The sequence below is a fragment of the Pseudomonas sp. B21-017 genome, from assembly GCF_024749245.1.
Taxonomy (GTDB): Bacteria; Pseudomonadota; Gammaproteobacteria; order Pseudomonadales; family Pseudomonadaceae; genus Aquipseudomonas.
Genome location: NZ_CP087194.1, coordinates 3,787,477 through 3,805,074 on the forward strand (window position 1 = coordinate 3,787,477; position 17,598 = coordinate 3,805,074).

Genomic DNA, 17,598 nt, shown 5'->3' on the forward strand with positions numbered 1-17,598 from the left:
TGGCCGATTGACGACTGCTGCGCAGCCGAACGGGACGGTGCGGCGTTCCGACAAGCTCCCTCGCCACAGGTTAAGCAATCAGCCGCCAAAGGCGTCTTTTAGGAACCCCGGCGCAATGTAGCGCTGGTAATGCGCTTCCGAGAGCAGGAAAAATTCCCGATCAATGGCATCGCGCAATTCCGGCAGGTTCCAGTCGCGGAACTCCGGCAGCAGCACCATCCCGTAGGCTTCCAGATTATTGATGACCCGCGCGCCCCGGGCGATCAGCTGATAAGCCCAGCAATACTCCGACTGATGCGGCACAAAGCGGATCTTGCGCTGTTCCAGCTGCATTCTCAGCAGCGCGGGATCGAAAATTTCTACCTTGGCAGCCATCACCTGCGACAACAGCTGCTCAAGCCGCAACCACACCGCGCGTTTTTCTTCCTCGTTGTAACCGTTCCAATGGATCACTTCGTGGTGGAAACGCTTGCAGCCACGGCACACCAAATCACCGTAAACAGTGGAGCAGAGGCCGACGCAGGGGGTCTTGATGGTCTGATTGGGCATAGGTAGACAAAACACGGGAAAGCAGAACAGGTCGGCATGTTAGCCCTTTGTCTAACATTCATCACCCCTCAAAGTTTTGGACCTAACTTACCTTTCAAATTTTTTTGCCGTAGAATCAGCCAGCCTTTTAAGGCGCCAATGTCCGTTAAGAAGCTGTTTTCAAAGCGTCACGAGCACAGTCGTTCCTTCAGAGCGGTGTTGGCGAAGGGTTTTTCCAGCGGGGAAAAGCCCAACGCCAACCCTCATCAGCTCCCCGTTCTGCAGGCGTAAAACTTTGAAAGCAGCTTCTGTAAGGAATTGCCGGTAATTCTGGCTAAGCGGCCCACAACGCCACGCAGCGCATGAGTACGGCAATTTCGGGATGAGCGTCCCGGACACCCATTTGGGACCACTGATGAGGGTAATAACTGTGCTTGAAGCCTACCGCAAACATATCGAAGAGCGCGCAGCACTGGGTATCGTTCCCCAGCCGCTTAACGCCGAACAAACTGCAGGCCTGGTCGAGCTGCTGAAGAATCCCCCGGCTGGCGAAGAAGCTTTCCTCGTTGACCTGATCACCAATCGCGTTCCGCCAGGAGTGGACGAAGCCGCCTATGTAAAGGCCGGTTTCCTGTCTGCCCTCGCCAAGGGCGAAGCCAAATCCCCTCTGATCGACAAGAAGCGCGCTGTTGAACTGCTCGGCACCATGCAGGGCGGCTACAACATCGTGACCCTGGTAAACCTGCTGGACGACGCCGAACTGGCGCCAGTGGCTGCCGAAGAACTCAAGCACACCCTGCTGATGTTCGATGCCTTCCACGACGTGGCTGAAAAAGCCAAGAACGGCAACGTTCACGCCAAGGCCGTGCTGCAGTCCTGGGCTGACGGCGAGTGGTTCAAGAAGCGCCCGGTGCTGGCCGACAAGATCAGCCTGCGCGTCTTCAAGGTGACCGGCGAAACCAACACCGACGACCTGTCCCCTGCTCCAGACGCCTGGTCGCGTCCAGACATCCCGCTGCACGCCCTGGCCATGCTGAAAATGGCCCGTGACGGCATCGTTCCGGACGAGCAAGGCAAGACCGGCCCGATGAAGCAGATCGAAGAAATGCGCGGCCAGGGCTTCCCTATCGCCTACGTCGGTGACGTGGTCGGTACCGGTTCCTCGCGTAAATCCGCTACCAACTCGGTACTGTGGTTCTTCGGCGACGACATTCCTTACGTGCCGAACAAGCGCGCTGGCGGTTTCTGCTTCGGCAGCAAAATCGCTCCGATCTTCTACAACACCATGGAAGATGCCGGCGCACTGCCAATCGAGTTCGACGTTTCCAACATGAACATGGGCGATGTGATCGACCTGTACCCGCATGCTGGCAAAGTCACCAAGCACAACAGCGACGAAGTCCTGACCACCTTCGAAATGAAGACCCCGGTTCTGCTGGACGAAGTCCGCGCTGGCGGCCGTATTCCGCTGATCATCGGCCGTGGCCTGACCGAGAAGGCTCGCGCCGAACTGGGTCTGCCACCGTTCGACCTGTTCAAGAAGCCTGAAGCACCGGCCGAAAGCACCAAGGGTTTCACCCTGGCGCAGAAAATGGTCGGCAAGGCTTGCGGCCTGGCAGAAGGCAAAGGCGTTCGTCCTGGCACCTACTGCGAACCGAAGATGACCACCGTGGGTTCCCAGGACACCACCGGTCCTATGACCCGTGACGAACTGAAAGACCTGGCGTGCCTGGGCTTCTCCGCTGATCTGGTGATGCAGTCCTTCTGCCACACCGCGGCTTATCCAAAGCCGATCGACGTGACCACCCACCACACCCTGCCTGACTTCATCATGACCCGCGGCGGCGTTTCCCTGCGTCCGGGCGACGGCATCATCCACTCGTGGCTGAACCGCATGCTGCTGCCAGACACCGTGGGTACCGGTGGCGACTCGCACACCCGTTTCCCGATGGGCATCTCGTTCCCGGCCGGTTCCGGTCTGGTCGCGTTCGCCGCAGCCACCGGCGTCATGCCGCTGGACATGCCGGAATCGATCCTGGTGCGCTTCAAAGGCAAAATGAAACCTGGCATCACCCTGCGTGACCTGGTTCATGCCATTCCTTACTTCGCCATCCAGAACGGTCTGCTGACCGTCGAGAAGAAAGGCAAGAAAAACGCCTTCTCCGGCCGCATCCTGGAAATCGAAGGCCTGGAAGGCCTGACGCTGGAACAGGCTTTCGAGCTGTCCGACGCGTCGGCCGAACGTTCGGCTGCCGGTTGCACCATCAAGCTGTCGAAAGAGTCGATCACCGAGTACCTGCAATCCAACATCACCCTGCTGCGCTGGATGATCGGCGAAGGCTACGGCGATGCACGTACCCTGGAGCGTCGCGCTCAAGCGATGGAAGCCTGGATCGCCAACCCGCAACTGATGGAAGCCGATGCCGACGCCGAATACGCCGAAGTCATCGAAATCGATCTGGCGGACATCAATGAGCCTGTGCTCTGCGCACCGAACGATCCGGACGACGCCCGTCTGCTCTCCAGCGTTGCTGGCGAGAAGATCGACGAAGTGTTCATCGGTTCGTGCATGACCAACATCGGTCACTTCCGCGCTGCCGGCAAGTTGCTGGAACAGGTCAAAGGTCAGCTGCCAACCCGTCTGTGGCTGTCGCCGCCGACCAAAATGGACGCTCACCAGCTGACCGAAGAAGGCTACTACGGCATCTACGGCAAGGCCGGCGCACGCATGGAAATGCCGGGCTGCTCGCTGTGCATGGGTAACCAGGCACGTGTAGAGCCGAACTCCACCGTGGTGTCGACGTCGACCCGTAACTTCCCGAACCGTCTGGGTGACGGCGCGAACGTCTACCTGGCTTCGGCCGAGCTGGCGTCCGTTGCGTCCATCCTGGGTCGCCTGCCGACCGTCGAGGAGTACATGGAATACGCTGGCAAGATCGACAGCATGGCGGCCGACGTTTACCGCTACCTGTCCTTCGACCAGATCGCCGAGTTCCGTGAAGCTGCTGCGAACGCCAACATCCCGGTCGTTCAAGCCTAACGCTACAAAGCCATAAAAAACGCCGCCCATCGTGAGATGAGCGGCGTTTTTTTATACCTGACGCCGATTACCCAGCTATCTTTGCCTGATGTCGGCACCAGGACGGCGTGCCACGAGGCCCCACGGGCCTTATCTCAAGGAGGAGTCATGCGGGTCATCCTGATCGCCATCGGTTCGCCCGGTGACGTTTTCCCCTTCATTGGCCTGGCCAATGCGCTGAACCTGCGCGGTCATCGCGCGACCTTGTGCAGCCTGCCGGCGTTCAAAGCCACCGTCGAACAGTACGGGCTGGAATTCGAGCCGTTAGGCCAGCAAACCTGCGACGACGCGCCCCGCCCGCGAGACTCGAAAAGCGCTTTGGCAGAGCAGTGGAACGCAGTCTCGCACCTGCTCGAACCGACCTATGACTACATCGCAGCGCGGCGCCATGAGGATATCGTGGTGGTGGGCTCGTTTTGGGCGTTGGGCGCACGTGTGGCCCAGGAGACGTTCGGCATTGCCTACCTTTCGGTACAGATTTCACCGTTCTTGCGCGAGGTCCATCGGCTGGCGCTGGACCAGCTCTGTGCGCCATCACTTAACGCCTTGCGCGCCAGAAAGGGCCTGAGCGGGACGGTTCAACACGTTATGAGCCAATGGATGCATTCGCCGGACGGCGTGATCAGCTTCTGCCCCGAGTGGTTCGCACCGCAGCAAGCTTCTGCGCCGGCCACGCTGTGCAAGGCCTGCGAAAAAGCCGTTGCGGCTATCGAGCATTGCCGCCAGCGAACCAAAGGTCGTCTGGCCGGGCATTCGAAGGGGGCGATCAACCGGGGCAGCTCCGATTGATCGCCCGCTGTTTCAGGCGCTGAGCGAGTAGATCAACGCCGAAATTGCCACCAGGCCCACCAGCGTCACGAAGACGTTGGAGGCTTGGCCACGGTAACGCGCCATCGCCGGTACTTTGCGGATCGCGTACATCGGCATCAGGAACAGAATCGCCGCGATGACCGGGCCACCGAGGGTTTCGATCATGCCGAGAATGCTCGGATTCAGGGTCGCGACGACCCAGCAGACCACCAGCATGAACGCTGCGGTCATGCGGTCCAGGGTCTTCGGCGCCGGGCGTTTGCCGCTCTTGACGATCAAGCCCTTCAAGCCTTCGCTGGCGCCGATGTAGTGGCCCAGGAATGACTTGGAAATGGCCACGAAGGCAATCAACGGCGCCGCGAAGGCGATGGTCGGGTTGCTGAAGTGGTTGGCCAGGTACGACAGGATCGACAGGTTCTGTGCCTTGGCTTCCGCCAGTTGCGCCGGCGACAGGGTCAACACGCAGCTGAAGACGAAGAACAGCACCATCACCACCATCAAGAGGTGGGCGCGGGACAGGATCTGCGAACTGCGCTCTTGGGCATGCGTGCCGTAGCGACGTTTCTGGTCCACCGCGAACGCCGAAATGATCGGCGAATGGTTGAACGAGAACACCATCACCGGAATCGCCAGCCACAGGGTGTGCAGCAGCGCCGACGACTCAGGCAGCGTGGACGCGGTGCTGAGGATGCCGCCATTCCAGTGAGGAATCAGGAACACCGCCAGGAACAGCAGCGCGACGATGAACGGATACACCATCAGGCTCATGGCCTTGACGATCACCTGCTCACCGCAACGCACCACCGCCAGCAGGCCGAGAATCAGCACGAACGACAGCACGGCGCGCGGTGGCGGCATGATGTGCAGCTGATGTTCGAGGAAACTGCCCACGGTGTTGGTCAGGGCCACGCTGTAGATCAGCAGGATCGGGAAGATCGCGAAGAAATACAACAAGGTGATCAGCGCGCCGGCCTTAATGCCGAAATGTTCTTCCACCACTTCGGTGATGTCTGCACCTTCACGACCGGACAGCACAAAGCGGGTCAGGCCACGGTGCGCGTAAAACGTCATGGGGAACGCCAGCAACGCCAGGATCAGCAACGGCCAAAAGCCGCCCAGCCCCGCGTTGATGGGTAAAAACAGGGTACCGGCCCCGATTGCCGTGCCAAACAGGCCCAGCATCCAGGTGGTGTCATGGCGATTCCAGCTTTCGAGGCTCGCTGGTGTCGCCGCTACATAGCGTTCGTCGACGCTATTGGCCTGATCATTCATCCGGTCGGATCTCCGCTTTCCGGTCACTTGCCACTCGGTCAGGACGCGTCGGAAAAAACCGACAGACATGCTCCGGCCGAAACAGGGGCGGGATTCTCCGCGATAAACGAGCAGAAGCAAAGGCTTAGCTGAGCAATGGTTGTGCGGAGCAGATCAAAGGCCTGTCGCTTTTAGAAAAATAACTGTCGGCAGTGGGTATGCGATGTGTCGTTTTCTGACACGCTTTAGTAAACCCTAATGTACGGTGTGCCTGACGAACCGCAGCGCCTGACTTTACGACTGCTGCGCAGCCGAACGCAGGCTCGACAACTGCTGCGGCAATTTCATCGCGGACAAATCCTCTCCACCTGCCGCGCACTGATCTAGTGTTGTATCTAAGAAGCTCGCCGGTATCGCCAACGCCTGCACAGGTGCTTGCCAACCAATAGCCTATGATCTCGGACCATTGCCAATCTGCTCTGGAGTCAGCAATCTGACGCGACGTTCGAGCCCCACACTCCGCTGCCCACAGGAGCCCAGCATGACCGCAACCGTTCTGGTACTGGTTGAAACCATCAATGAATACCTGCCGATTCTCGAACATCAGGGGTTTCATTTGATCCTGGCCCCAACCCCGGCCGAGCGCGCTGCCGCCATTGCCCGGCAGGGCAGCCAGATCGATGCGGTGCTGACGCGTGGCCCGTTGGGCCTGTATGCCAATGAAATCGCCGCCCTGCCCAACCTCAAGATCATCTGCGTGATCGGCGCCGGTTACGAACACGTCGACCTGCAGGCCGCCGTCAACCGGGGCATCACTGTCACCAACGGCGCCGGCGTCAATGCCTCCTCCGTTGCCGATCACGCCATGGCGTTGCTGCTGGCACTGGTTCGTGACATCCCTCGGGCAGATGCTGCCGTCCGTCGGGGCGAGTGGCCGAAGATCATGCGTCCTTCGCTGGCCGGCAAACACATAGGCATCCTCGGCCTCGGTGCCGTTGGCCTCGCTATCGCCAAACGTGCCGCCAACGGCTTCGATATGAGAGTGAGTTACCACAACCGCCAGCATCGCAGCGATGTGCCGTACAGCTATTGCTCGACGCCTACCGAGCTGGCACGCCAATCAGACTTTCTGATAGTTGCCACCCCGGGCGGGATCGGCACCCAACACCTGATCAACCGGCAAGTGCTCGACGCCCTGGGGCCTAACGGTTTCCTCGTCAACATCGCCCGAGCCAGCGTGGTCGTCACGGCAGACCTGATCACCGCGCTCGAACAGCGGCGGATCGCCGGTGCCGCGCTGGATGTCTTCGACCACGAACCCCAGGTACCGGACGCCCTCAAGGGGTTGGCCAACGTGATTCTGACTCCGCATGTCGCCGGATTGTCCCCGGAGGCCACCCAAGGCACCGTCGAGCTGGCCGGCAAAAACCTGACGGCGTTTTTTTCCGGTCAACCGGTACTGACGCCCATTGCGTTACCGCCGCCGTCGACAACCACCCGGCTCAATCACTAAAGAACGCCTAACAGTGTCCAGAGTCGTCGGGATTCGGCATCGGCGCTGATCAGTTCGCCCAGCAGCTCGCTCAGGGGCTTATTGCCCCACTCCACACCCCGCTTGATCAGATAGGGCACCGGGCTGTGGGGTTCGGTGCGCGCCAGGTACTCGGCGATCAGCAGCAATTGCCGGTACGCCTCTTCACGATTCGCCGGTTCGCTGAACACCTGGGGCACTGCAAGGACTTCAGGCGCGGCGGTCGGGCTGGGGCTCGATGCAGCCACCACTGGCGTTTCGACCGGAGGCGCCGGGGTCGGTTTTCGTGGATGCATGGCGATAAACTCCTGAACCAGGGTCAACAACGCGTCGATCACGTCCTGCAGCGCCTTGAAGCCTGGGGCCTGATTCCCGAGAAAAGCGTCGCTCCACACCTCCAGGCGCTGCAAGTGCTGCTGACTGAGCAGCAGACTGCCCTGGCTGCGCAACCAGAATGACAACGGTGTGGCACGAATCTGTTCGGTGATTTTTTTCTGTTCGTTGCGCGCGTTCTCGGCCGAGGTCTTGGCCGCTTTACTGTCGCTGCCCTGCACCTGTTGCAACTGCAACCGGCGCCAGGCGTCCAGACAGAAGCCGTCGAATTCGTGGTTGTGCGGTTCGAACAGCGGCACTCGGGTCAGCAACACTTCAGCGTAGCGTCGAGCCAACCATTCCAGCGGTATCACTCGCCACGACAGGTCGCCATCCTCAGCCTGTGGGTGCAGGTGTTCGGGATAGCGTTCGCACAACCCGGCCACCAGCGCCAGGCTGCCCGGCAACCCATCGAGCCCGTCCTGATGCAGCCAGGCCTCCCCCAGCCAAGCGCTGAGCATCAAATCCTTGCTGCGCTCGAGCAGCAGGCTCGTGGCCAGTTTTTCCAGCTCCGGCCACTGTGCGCGCTTGATCGACGACTGCCACACCCCCGTCGGCAAACTGGTGTCATCCTCGCGGCGCAGTTCGCGCAACCGGTCGAACTCGGGTTCATAACGCAAATCCTGACCACAAGGCGCCTCCTTGCTGATCGGTTCGAGCAGTTGCGTAATCAGTTCCGGCAACGGTGTTGATGGTTGATTCACAGGCCCTCCTCCTCATGGGATTCAATCGCCGCGGTCGAGCGCGTCACCAGGAACGGTGAACGCGGAGCCCGGGTCGGCAAGGGCTGAATGGACAACGGCAATTTCGAGCCCTGGGTCATCAACGACAGGCGCACAAACATCAGGGTTTGCTCCGCTGCGCTGGCCTGCGTGGTCACGGGCAGGCGCAAGGTCAACGGAAAATCCGTGTAGTCCAGGTTCGGCTGGCGCTGCACCGACACGTGCGAACGCATCAAGCGCAACAGCGACCATGGACCGCTGTACTCCCAACCCGCTTCCAGATCACGCACCACCAGGCTCGGCTGTAACGGATCGTTGGCCGGACGCTGATAGCCATTTCTGGCCCAACGCAAGGTCAGCCGGACTGGTTGGCCGACCATCCAGCGCAGGTTCTGCTGAGCCTCGCCGGGGTAGTTGATCTGTTGATTCCCGGCATTCAAGCCCCAGGCAATCACCTGGTCGGCACCGCGCTCTTCCTCCCGATCGGTGCGCCAGCGCACATCCATCTCCAACCCCAGCACGCCGCTCTTGTCGCGCACGAACATCGGCCCCAGCCAGGTGCTGGCTTGCTTCAGACGATTGAGAAAGTCCTCGGCGGCCAGGCGTTCCGGGGTCTGGCTCAGAGCCAATCCGGCCTGCGCCACCGGCAAACGCTTGTCGATCAGCTCCAGCAAATGCTGGACCCGGGCCGGGTCGGCGTCGCTGGCCTGCAAGCCATTGGCAAACGGAAAGCGCTCTGCCAGGTACTGGTTGAAATAATTGGCCAACTCATTCCAGGCCGCCGCAGCCTGCTGCTGTTGCAGGAACTGGCAGCGTTGCATGGCGGTTTGTTGCAGATCCACGGCGCGCAATGCCAACGTTCCGCGCCCGCCGGACAGGTTGGCGGTTTGCAGGATCTGGCCACAGGACGCGACGTCCATTTCGATGAAGTCGCGGCTCACCAACTGCTCGATCTGCGCTGGCGAACTGGCGGGGTTCTGTTCTTTGTATTTGAGCAGTTCATCGTTGAGCGCACTGAACTGCGTCACCCGTTCGTAATCCAGCGCCGAGAGGTTCTGTTGCTGGACTTTCAGCCATTCCAGCGCCGAAGTGCGGCGTTCGGTGATGCCGAGCATGGTATTGAACTGCTGCTTGAGGCTCAGTTTCAGATCCTGAACGTCATTGGCGCCATACAGTTGCAGGCCGAAGTTTTTCGAGCCGTCCCACTGGCTGATTTCGGTGCGCCCGCTGAACAGCGGCTGGGCGACGATTTCATCGAGGCCACTGACGATGTCGGCCAGGGCGCGGCGGTTCAAAGCGGTTTGCAAACGCGTAGCCAGATCGCTGCGGCGCACTTCGACAAAAGCCTTTTGCAAGGCAATCGCCTGAGAGGCCTGCACATTGAAGACACCACTTTGGACCTGCGCATTGTGCTCGCGCAGGCTCGACAACATGGCCTTGACCACCGCGCCTTCGGCCGCTTGCAGCAACGCGCCGCGATACGCCGGGGGGATGCGCGGCAGCTCTTCGGCGGCATAACTCTTGTAACTGGCGAAGTAGTTCAGCGCACTGTCGAGGTCGTCGCCATCAACACCGCGCCCCTGTCCATCCGGGACGTCGGACTGATCCGCCTGCAAGGCGATGGCGACGAAATCACGCTTGAACAGTGCCTGCACCGCGTTGTTCAACTGCACCACATGCTCCTGCAAGACCAGTTGCCCGCTGCCTTGCTGAATCAGCAAATTGTCCCTGGCCCCGGCCTGGGTGATCCACTGGTCACGAAAGCTCTGCTGCAACTTCGACGCCTGTTGATCCAGTTGCTGTTCGACCTGCGGACCAAGCAATGTGCTTTGGCGCACCTTGTCCATCATCGCCCGGTAACCGGGCACCAGATCCTGTCCCTTGCCCCGGCTCCACGCCGAGTTGGTCAAGCCGACCAGCGCTTGCAGGTCGTCGATCAACGCCCGCAGATCTTCCAGTTCGGTGAGGGAATTGCCGCTGCCGGCCTCCAGTCGCTCCAGGTGCAATCTCAGATAACCGGCCTGACGCACGAAGTTATCGGCAAGGAAATACTGGTCCAGCCAGCGCTCCATGAGCCCGAGGAAGTTTTCCTCGATCTGCGCGCGCTCGACGGTCAGGTCCAGCGGCTTCAACTCACTGTTGTCGGCATCCAGCAGCGCCCGGTTGTAAAAGCCGGCGCGGTGCAGAGTGCCTGCGTTGAGGTTCAGCGACAGGGCGTTGTTGCTCAGCAACACCAGGTCTTCGAGCGGTGCCTTGGTGTTGTTCAGCGCTTGACTGAACCACTGGTTCTGCTGCTCCAGACTCACCGCACGCTCGACCAGCTCCGTGGCCTTGACGTAGTTTTGCCATTGGGCCGGGTCTTCGCTTTCGACGTTGCCCCGTCGTTCGGTGTTGCGAATGGTCTTGAGTTGCGCCAGATCCGCGCTCAACAGATCGCGCAGCGGCAACAACAAGTGACTTTGTGCGGTCAGGCGCAATTCGTTCTCCAACTGCGCATCCAGCGAGGAGAACCAGGAGGTCGGAAACACCACCGAGGTGAAGCGCCAGCGCTGCGCCTTCTCCAGCACCCGCCAGAAACCCTGGACGTTGCGCCGGGTCGCCTCCCGCCGATGAGATTCATCCGTGACCGCCACGTAATTTTTCTGCGCCCCTTGCATCAGGCGCGACAACTCATGGGCATCCTTTTCCGAGTCCTGCCACACCCACAGCATGCCAGCGCCCCAGAGCAGCGCGACCACCAGCGCCACCCCACCGGTCACGCGCTGCCAGCGCTGACGCAGGCGTAACAGACGCGGCACCACCTGAGCCAGACCGCGCTCGGCGACCACCCGCCGCTGCCACAGTTGCCGGGCGAAAGCGCTCTGCTGCAAGCCGGTGTCGTAGGCCGAAAACCCGTCGGCGCTGTCATCCGAGGGCTGGTTGGCGGTGAAATAAACCCCGCGAAAACGCGGTGCTTCGCCTTGCGCATTACCCTGGAAAACCGGTTCCAGCAAGGATTGCAGATTGCGCCGCAAGGCTTCGAAGCGTTCCGGCAAGCCGTACAGGTCGACGCTCAATTGCCCGGACAAGGCGCCGATTTCGATGATCGATTCCGCCAGGGCCCGGTTGACCTGATCCAGCGCCTGATCGCTCCATTGCGCCTGCCACACCGCATCGGGCCCGTGGGGCGAGGACCAGCCGAGCGTACGTTCGCGAGCCTCGACCGGCAGCGCGCTAATCAACTCCTGAAAACCCGGCAACTCTTCCATGCCGGTAACGACCACGTACACCGGCAGACTCAAACCGAAGCGCTGCAATAGATCGATAAAACGTCGACGCGCCGCCAGGCCGAGGGCCGCCGCCTGCTCGGCATTGCCCAGCCGACTGATCGGCACCGTCCAGATCACGCCGTCCAGCGGACGCTGACTGCGCAAGCGCAGGATCAAACCCAGCAAGCGCCACCAGCCACCCCGTTGCAGGTGCATGCCTTCATCCGGCAAAAACAGCGCCTGGGGCACCACCAATACGGCACCTTCGGGGTCCGACCACCAGCGACCGAACCAGCCCGGTTTGTCGGTGGGCTGCAAGCGCCACTGGGTGCACAACTGCGTGCCCTGAGTCTCGTTGCCGAGCATCAGCAGCCAGGGAATCTGGTAGCGATCCTGGGTGCCCTGCTCCTGCTCCATCTGCCGCACCGCCAGGTAAAAACTGCGGATCGCCGCGCCGCTTTGCGTGCGCAACCACCAGACTGCCACGGCGACAATCGCCAGCACCAACAGCACGACGATGATCAGGCCGATAATCCCCAGCGTGCTCATGAGTCTTGCTCCGAGGTGGCCACCGAATCGGTCAGTTGCAAGACCGGTTCGAGCTCCTGGCGAATGTCACGCCAGAACAACTGCCCCAACCCGGTCAGCAGCAGGACCACGGCAAGAATTCCCAACCCCAGGCGAAAGCCATCGGGCAACGAAAGACGCACCGGCAATTGCAGCGGCGTCACCGCCGAAGGTTGTTCGAGCCGGGCGCTGACATCGGCATAATCCGCCTCGTGCTGCCAGGCAAAGGTGAACAGCGCCAGGCGCCATTTTTCATGCTGGGCCTGATTCTGTTCACCCCGCAGACGCCCCTGAAAGCCCAGTACCAGGCACTGCAAATAGACATTGGCCAGATCGCGAGTGGTAGGGATTTGCTCATCCAGCAGTTCCTTGATCGCCAACGGTATCCGCTCGCCGGCCTGACGACTGGAGTACATCCGCGATTCCAGGGGTTTATCCTGCCAGGCCGACTGGCCCGGCCACGGCGTGAACAGCAAGGTTTCATCGACCAGCGCGACAAAGGCATAAACCAGCGCTTTGACTTGTTCGGTGGCGGCATCACCGACTTTGGCAAAAGCCGTTCGCCAGAGTCGCTGGGAGATTTGCGTGGAGAGTTCGACCACCGCTTCCACCAGCGCTTCGTCTTCGCTGTCCTTGGGCAACTGGCTCCAGTCCTGGGACCATTGCTGCCAGGCCTGGCGAAAAGCACTGCTCAGCGGCGCTTCGTTGAGGCCTCGTGTACCTGTCCCGGCATTCCCCTCAGACATATGACGTTCCTTCCTCGATCAAGCACTTTCACTCGCCTGGGCCACAAACAACACCACTTGCCATGGACTGCTGGCCAGCCTGGAAGCCGGTGCGGCAATCAGCAACGGCAACTGCCCGTCGAACCATTGGCCTTCGGCCGTCACCACGAACAACCGCGTATCGTCACCGACGCCGTAGGCCACTTGCTCATTGCGACTCATGGCCTGATGGGACAAACCGCTCATGCGCTGGCGGCTGAGCAACGGGATGTGCGGCTGCGAGGCGATGATCGCGCCGCTCAACCATTCGCTGGCGGCCTGCTCGCTGGCGCCATTGGGCATGCGCAAACCGATGACCAGCCGTTGGCTCGGCTGGTCGTCGGGCAATTGAATCGAGAAGGATTGTTCGTTGCGCTCGAACGCCAGGCTGCGATAGCCGGCGCGGATCAGTTCGAGGGTCTTTTCCAGCCAGTCGAGCACCGTTTCATAGCCGCGCTGCAACTCCAGAAAATCCAGCGGGGCGAACGCCGGAACACCCGCCAATGGATCGAGCGCCGACCAGGCGCCGGTCAGCCCGAGCAGCGAGCCATACAGCGCCTGCGGCGTGGCCACGCGACTGTTCAGCAGACCTTCGACTTCCGGCAACCGCGCCCACAGCGCGGTCAACTGACGCCGGATTTCCATCGAATCATCCTGATTGCCGGCCTGCTGCGCCTGGCGCAAGCGACCGGCGAGGAACATGCATTTCTCCCGCGCCCTGGCACACAGTCCCGCCACGCGCCGGCCCACCACCGATTCGGGTAACAGGCACGGCGTCGGCGGTGTGTAAGGCAACGCAAGAAAACCGCCGCCTTCCTTGCGAATTCTCAGCAGCGGCAGGCAGACCGAATCGGCCTTGTTCAGTTGCGTGCACAAACGCGGATTCGGGCGCCACACCGTGATCGATTCGGGGTACTCGCCGCTGGTGAGATCCGGCAGCGCATCGCCGACCACCGACTGCAATCGCCCCTTGAGCGGCAGTAACTGACCGGCACGCCACAGCGGACTGACCGCCAGGTAAACGGTGACAGTGGCGTTGTCCGTGGCGTCGATCGCTTCACTGACGTCGAGCTCCAGCATCGGCCCGACACCGGCCTGCAAATTGACCGGCAAACCGTCCGGCAACGTCGCCTGCAAATTGAGCAGGCGCACCAGCCCGGCGCTCAGTGCCGAGGGATCGAATTCAACGCGGGTCACGCCCCAGAACCACGGATTACATGCTTGGGCGAAATGCGCTACCAACGCCTCGGCCCGCAGCCCTTGCAACTGAAAATGCTGGGGCAGCAACTGCATGCCCTCATGCCAGCAAACCGCGTCAGGAAGCAGACTCATACGATTCCCTTCGACCTCTTGTGGTGCCTGACTTGAACATCAGCCCTTGTGGGAGCAATCCTGCGTTCAGTTCGGGTGGTCGCTGACCAGTGTCATCTCGCGACTGTCGAACTTGAGCCAGGCGTTGCTTTGATCGTCCAGCCGCAACCGGTGTGCTCCGGGAGTGGTATAGCTGGCGAAGACTAAAAGTCCAGCCGCCCGCTTGCCCCCCAGCGGGAAGGGTTGTTTGTCGATGAATTGACCCGGAACCAGCTCCAGTCCCCAGACCGTCATCAGCTGTCGGTAGTCGCGCTGATATTGCTCACGCTCGGCGAACCACTGGCGGGCGGTGATACCCGACAATTGCTTGAGCAGATCTGCGTCGTTCACCGCAATGAAGTCCACCGCAATCGGGGTGTCGTCGTTGGCGCGGGGCGCGACGTCCAGCGTCAGGTTATCGAGATCGACGCGAGGCCCGAACAACGAACACCCGGCGAGTGAGAGGAGCAGAACCAAAGAAAAGAGACGTGCGTACAAAATGAATTTTCCTTTTCTCGACACGGTCCAAAAACGTTTTTCGTTTGCTTTTTTATAGACCTGTTCTAGCGTCTTGGGTAGTTCGGTCGGCACGACGAATTCGGAAGGTTCGTCAAAGGAATGACAGGTCCTCTGCCCTCCCTTTCTAACCTACGGTCCAGTAAGGGAATGCGATGAAACGGGCCTCCCGATGCATTGCTCCCGCCTCATGCATCGGAGTCAGCCACCATGGCAGAAAGTACTCAGCACAAGCTAGACAGGGTTCGCCCACCCCGGGTGCAAATCACCTACGACGTCGAAATCGGCAACGCGATCGAGAAGAAAGAATTGCCATTGGTTGTCGGTATTCTTGCCGACCTCTCCGGCAAGCCTCTCGAACCACTCCCGAAATTGAATGAACGGCGTTTCACCGAAATCGACCGCGACAACTTCAATGAAGTCCTCGCCTCGATCGGCCCGCGCGCCACCTTGCAGGTCAACAACACCCTCAGCGGCGACGACAGCAAGCTCAACATCGAGCTCAACTTCAAACACATCGATGACTTCGACCCGGTCAAGGTGGTCGAGCAAGTCACGCCGCTGCGGCGCCTGTTCGAAGCTCGCCAGCGTCTGCGCGACCTGCTGACCAAACTCGACGGCAACGACGATCTGGACAAGCTGTTGCGTGACGTCATTGCCAACACCGAGGGACTGCAAGAGATCAAGTCGGCTCGTCCGGACACCGCCGCTCCCGCTCCTGCTGGCGACAGCGAAGCACCGGCTGAACCGCAAGCCTGATCGCTCATCCACCCAGGGAGATTTTTGCCATGCCCGCCTCATCCGCCGCCCAGACCCAAGCCAGTGACAGTGCAAGCGAGACCTTGTCCTTGCTCGATGAAATAATCGCCAAAGGCCGCATGGCCCATGACGACAGCCAACAAGATTACGCCCGCGACATGCTCGCGGAATTCGCCACTCAGGTCCTCGATGAAGGCATGGCCGTCGACAAGGACACCGTGGCGATGATCAACGACCGCATCAGCCAGATCGACGAGCTGATCAGCGCTCAACTGAACGAAGTGCTGCACCACCCGGACCTGCAGAAACTTGAAGCCTCCTGGCGCGGCCTGCACTTGTTGGTTAAGAACACCGAGACCAGTTCCCGGCTGAAATTGCGCCTGCTCAACGTGACCCAGAAAGAGCTGCAGAACGACCTGGAAAAAGCCGTCGAGTTCGACCAGAGCGCGCTGTTCAAGAAGATCTACGAAGAGGAATACGGCACCTTCGGCGGCCACCCGTTCAGCCTGTTGGTGGGTGACTACACCTTCGGCCGGCACCCGCAGGACATCGGCCTGCTGGAGAAACTGTCGAACGTCGCGGCGGCCGCCCATGCGCCATTCATTGCCGCCGCCAGCCCTCGGTTGTTCGACATGAACAGCTTCACCGAACTGGCCGTGCCACGGGATCTGTCGAAAGTGTTCGAGAGCCAGGAGCTGATCAAGTGGCGCTCGTTCCGTGAAAGCGAAGATTCGCGCTACGTGTCGCTGGTGCTGCCGCACTTCCTGCTGCGCCTGCCTTACGGTCCCGACACGTCGCCGGTGGAAGGCATCAACTACGTCGAAGACGTCAATGGCAGTGACCACGGCAAATACCTGTGGGGCAATGCCGCGTGGGCCTTGTCGCAACGGATCACCGAGGCCTTCGCCAAATACGGCTGGTGCGCGGCGATTCGCGGTGCCGAAGGCGGTGGTGCGGTGGAAGGCTTGCCGGCCCATACCTTCCGCACCACCTCCGGCGACCTGTCGCTCAAATGCCCGACCGAAGTGGCGATCACCGACCGTCGCGAGAAAGAGCTCAACGACCTCGGATTCATCGCCCTGTGCCACAAGAAAAACAGCGACGTGGCGGTGTTCTTCGGCGGCCAGACCACCAACAAGTCCAAGCTCTACAACACCAACGAGGCGAATGCCAACGCGCGGATTTCGGCGATGCTGCCGTACGTGCTCGCGGCCTCGCGTTTCGCGCACTACCTGAAGGTGATCATGCGCGACAAAGTCGGCAGCTTCATGACCCGCGACAACGTGCAGACCTACCTCAACAACTGGATCGCCGACTACGTGCTGATCAACGACAACGCGCCGCAAGAGATCAAGGCGCAGTACCCGTTGCGTGAAGCCCGAGTGGATGTGACCGAGGTCGCCGGCAAGCCCGGAGCCTACAAGGCCACGGTGTTCCTGCGGCCGCACTTCCAGCTTGAGGAACTGACCGCGTCGATCCGCCTGGTCGCGACCCTGCCGCCACCGGTAGCCGCCTGACCTGCCTCCCGTCGGGGTCAACCCGGCGGGATTCCCCCGCTTATCTAGCACGATTACTTTCAGGAGTTTCATGCGATGGATGCAATCATTCTCGACCTCGGCGGCGACATCAAAGGCGATAGCTTGCTCGAGGGTTACAAGGACAAGATCGAAGTCATGTCCTACAGCCACAACGTGGCCATGCAGGTGACCAACGACGTCAGCAACTCGGAGCGCACCTCCGGCAAGCCGCACATCGGCGAGTTCACCCTGACCAAGTTCGTCGACAGCTCGACGCCTTCCCTCAACGAGTATTGCTGCGCCGGCAAACCGATCCCCGAAGCCAAGATCACCATCGGCCGTAACGCCGCCGAAGGCAGCGGTCAGCTGATGCCGTTCATTATCTACACCCTGACCAACGTGGTGCTGTCCAACGTCAGCGTCAGCGGCGGCACGGGTGGCAAACCGGTGGAAACCATTTCCCTGAACTTCACCAAGATCAAGTGGGAGCTCACCGCCCAGAAAGACGACGGCACCAAGGAAGGCACGGCCGCCTCGACCTGGGACATGGCCGCCAACAAGCTCGTCAAGTAAGCGGACGCGTC

General features: G+C 60.9%; 13 protein-coding genes. 6 read left to right on the forward strand and 7 right to left on the reverse strand.

Annotation, left to right across the window (positions count from 1 at the left end; genetic code table 11):
* Positions 1-78 precede the first annotated feature (78 nt).
* The gene (locus LOY28_RS17020; protein WP_007937731.1) at positions 79-549 is read right to left on the reverse strand and encodes a DUF1289 domain-containing protein; all 471 of its coding nucleotides are present in this window, start codon (positions 547-549) and stop codon (positions 79-81) included.
* 409 nt (positions 550-958) lie between these two features.
* Here LOY28_RS17020 and acnB point away from each other — a divergent pair, with 409 nt between their 5' ends.
* Complete coding sequence (acnB, locus tag LOY28_RS17025; RefSeq protein ID WP_018929654.1) at positions 959-3,568, forward strand: bifunctional aconitate hydratase 2/2-methylisocitrate dehydratase; 2,610 nt, start codon at positions 959-961, stop codon at positions 3,566-3,568.
* Positions 3,569-3,715: 147 nt separating this feature from the next.
* Entirely contained in the window at positions 3,716-4,396 is a 681-nt protein-coding gene (locus LOY28_RS17030) for a glycosyltransferase (protein WP_258612225.1), read from the forward strand.
* A gap of 12 nt (positions 4,397-4,408) precedes the next feature.
* On the opposite strand, the gene LOY28_RS17035 is transcribed toward LOY28_RS17030, so the two are convergent.
* Positions 4,409-5,689 carry a serine/threonine transporter gene (locus tag LOY28_RS17035; protein WP_064618247.1) on the reverse strand — a complete coding sequence of 427 codons (1,281 nt, stop codon included), beginning with the start codon at positions 5,687-5,689 and terminating at the stop codon, positions 4,409-4,411.
* Positions 5,690-6,209: 520 nt separating this feature from the next.
* Between LOY28_RS17035 and LOY28_RS17040 the strand changes: the two genes are divergently transcribed.
* A complete protein-coding gene (locus tag LOY28_RS17040) occupies positions 6,210-7,181 on the forward strand; it encodes a 2-hydroxyacid dehydrogenase (RefSeq protein WP_018929656.1) in 972 nt (323 codons plus the stop codon).
* Here LOY28_RS17040 and tssA read toward each other — a convergent pair.
* The 5 genes from tssA to LOY28_RS17065 form a co-directional block, all read right to left on the reverse strand.
* The gene (tssA, locus tag LOY28_RS17045; protein ID WP_064618248.1) at positions 7,178-8,275 is read right to left on the reverse strand and encodes a type VI secretion system protein TssA; all 1,098 of its coding nucleotides are present in this window, start codon (positions 8,273-8,275) and stop codon (positions 7,178-7,180) included. The two genes, LOY28_RS17040 and tssA, sit on opposite strands and share 4 nt — an antisense overlap.
* Complete coding sequence (locus tag LOY28_RS17050; protein WP_258612226.1) at positions 8,272-12,090, reverse strand: type VI secretion protein IcmF/TssM N-terminal domain-containing protein; 3,819 nt, start codon at positions 12,088-12,090, stop codon at positions 8,272-8,274. Before LOY28_RS17050 ends, tssA begins: the two co-directional genes overlap by 4 nt.
* The gene (locus tag LOY28_RS17055) at positions 12,087-12,854 is read right to left on the reverse strand and encodes a DotU family type IV/VI secretion system protein (RefSeq protein WP_258612227.1); all 768 of its coding nucleotides are present in this window, start codon (positions 12,852-12,854) and stop codon (positions 12,087-12,089) included. The genes LOY28_RS17050 and LOY28_RS17055 overlap by 4 nt, the downstream gene beginning before the upstream one ends.
* Before the next feature lie 18 nt (positions 12,855-12,872).
* Positions 12,873-14,204, reverse strand: a complete 1,332-nt coding sequence (gene tssK, locus LOY28_RS17060; protein ID WP_064618253.1) for a type VI secretion system baseplate subunit TssK — start codon at positions 14,202-14,204, stop codon at positions 12,873-12,875.
* 66 nt (positions 14,205-14,270) lie between these two features.
* Positions 14,271-14,720, reverse strand: a complete 450-nt coding sequence (locus LOY28_RS17065) for a hypothetical protein (RefSeq protein WP_007937709.1) — start codon at positions 14,718-14,720, stop codon at positions 14,271-14,273.
* 228 nt (positions 14,721-14,948) lie between these two features.
* Between LOY28_RS17065 and tssB the strand changes: the two genes are divergently transcribed.
* The 3 genes from tssB to LOY28_RS17080 all read left to right on the forward strand — a co-directional run bounded on the left by tssB (position 14,949) and on the right by LOY28_RS17080 (position 17,587).
* The gene (tssB, locus tag LOY28_RS17070; RefSeq protein ID WP_026331704.1) at positions 14,949-15,497 is read left to right on the forward strand and encodes a type VI secretion system contractile sheath small subunit; all 549 of its coding nucleotides are present in this window, start codon (positions 14,949-14,951) and stop codon (positions 15,495-15,497) included.
* 29 nt (positions 15,498-15,526) lie between these two features.
* Positions 15,527-17,014, forward strand: coding sequence for a type VI secretion system contractile sheath large subunit (tssC, locus tag LOY28_RS17075; protein ID WP_018929663.1), 1,488 nt, complete (start codon positions 15,527-15,529; stop codon positions 17,012-17,014).
* Between the two features lie 75 nt (positions 17,015-17,089).
* A complete protein-coding gene (locus LOY28_RS17080; protein WP_007937704.1) occupies positions 17,090-17,587 on the forward strand; it encodes an Hcp family type VI secretion system effector in 498 nt (165 codons plus the stop codon).
* Positions 17,588-17,598: the final 11 nt, after the last annotated feature.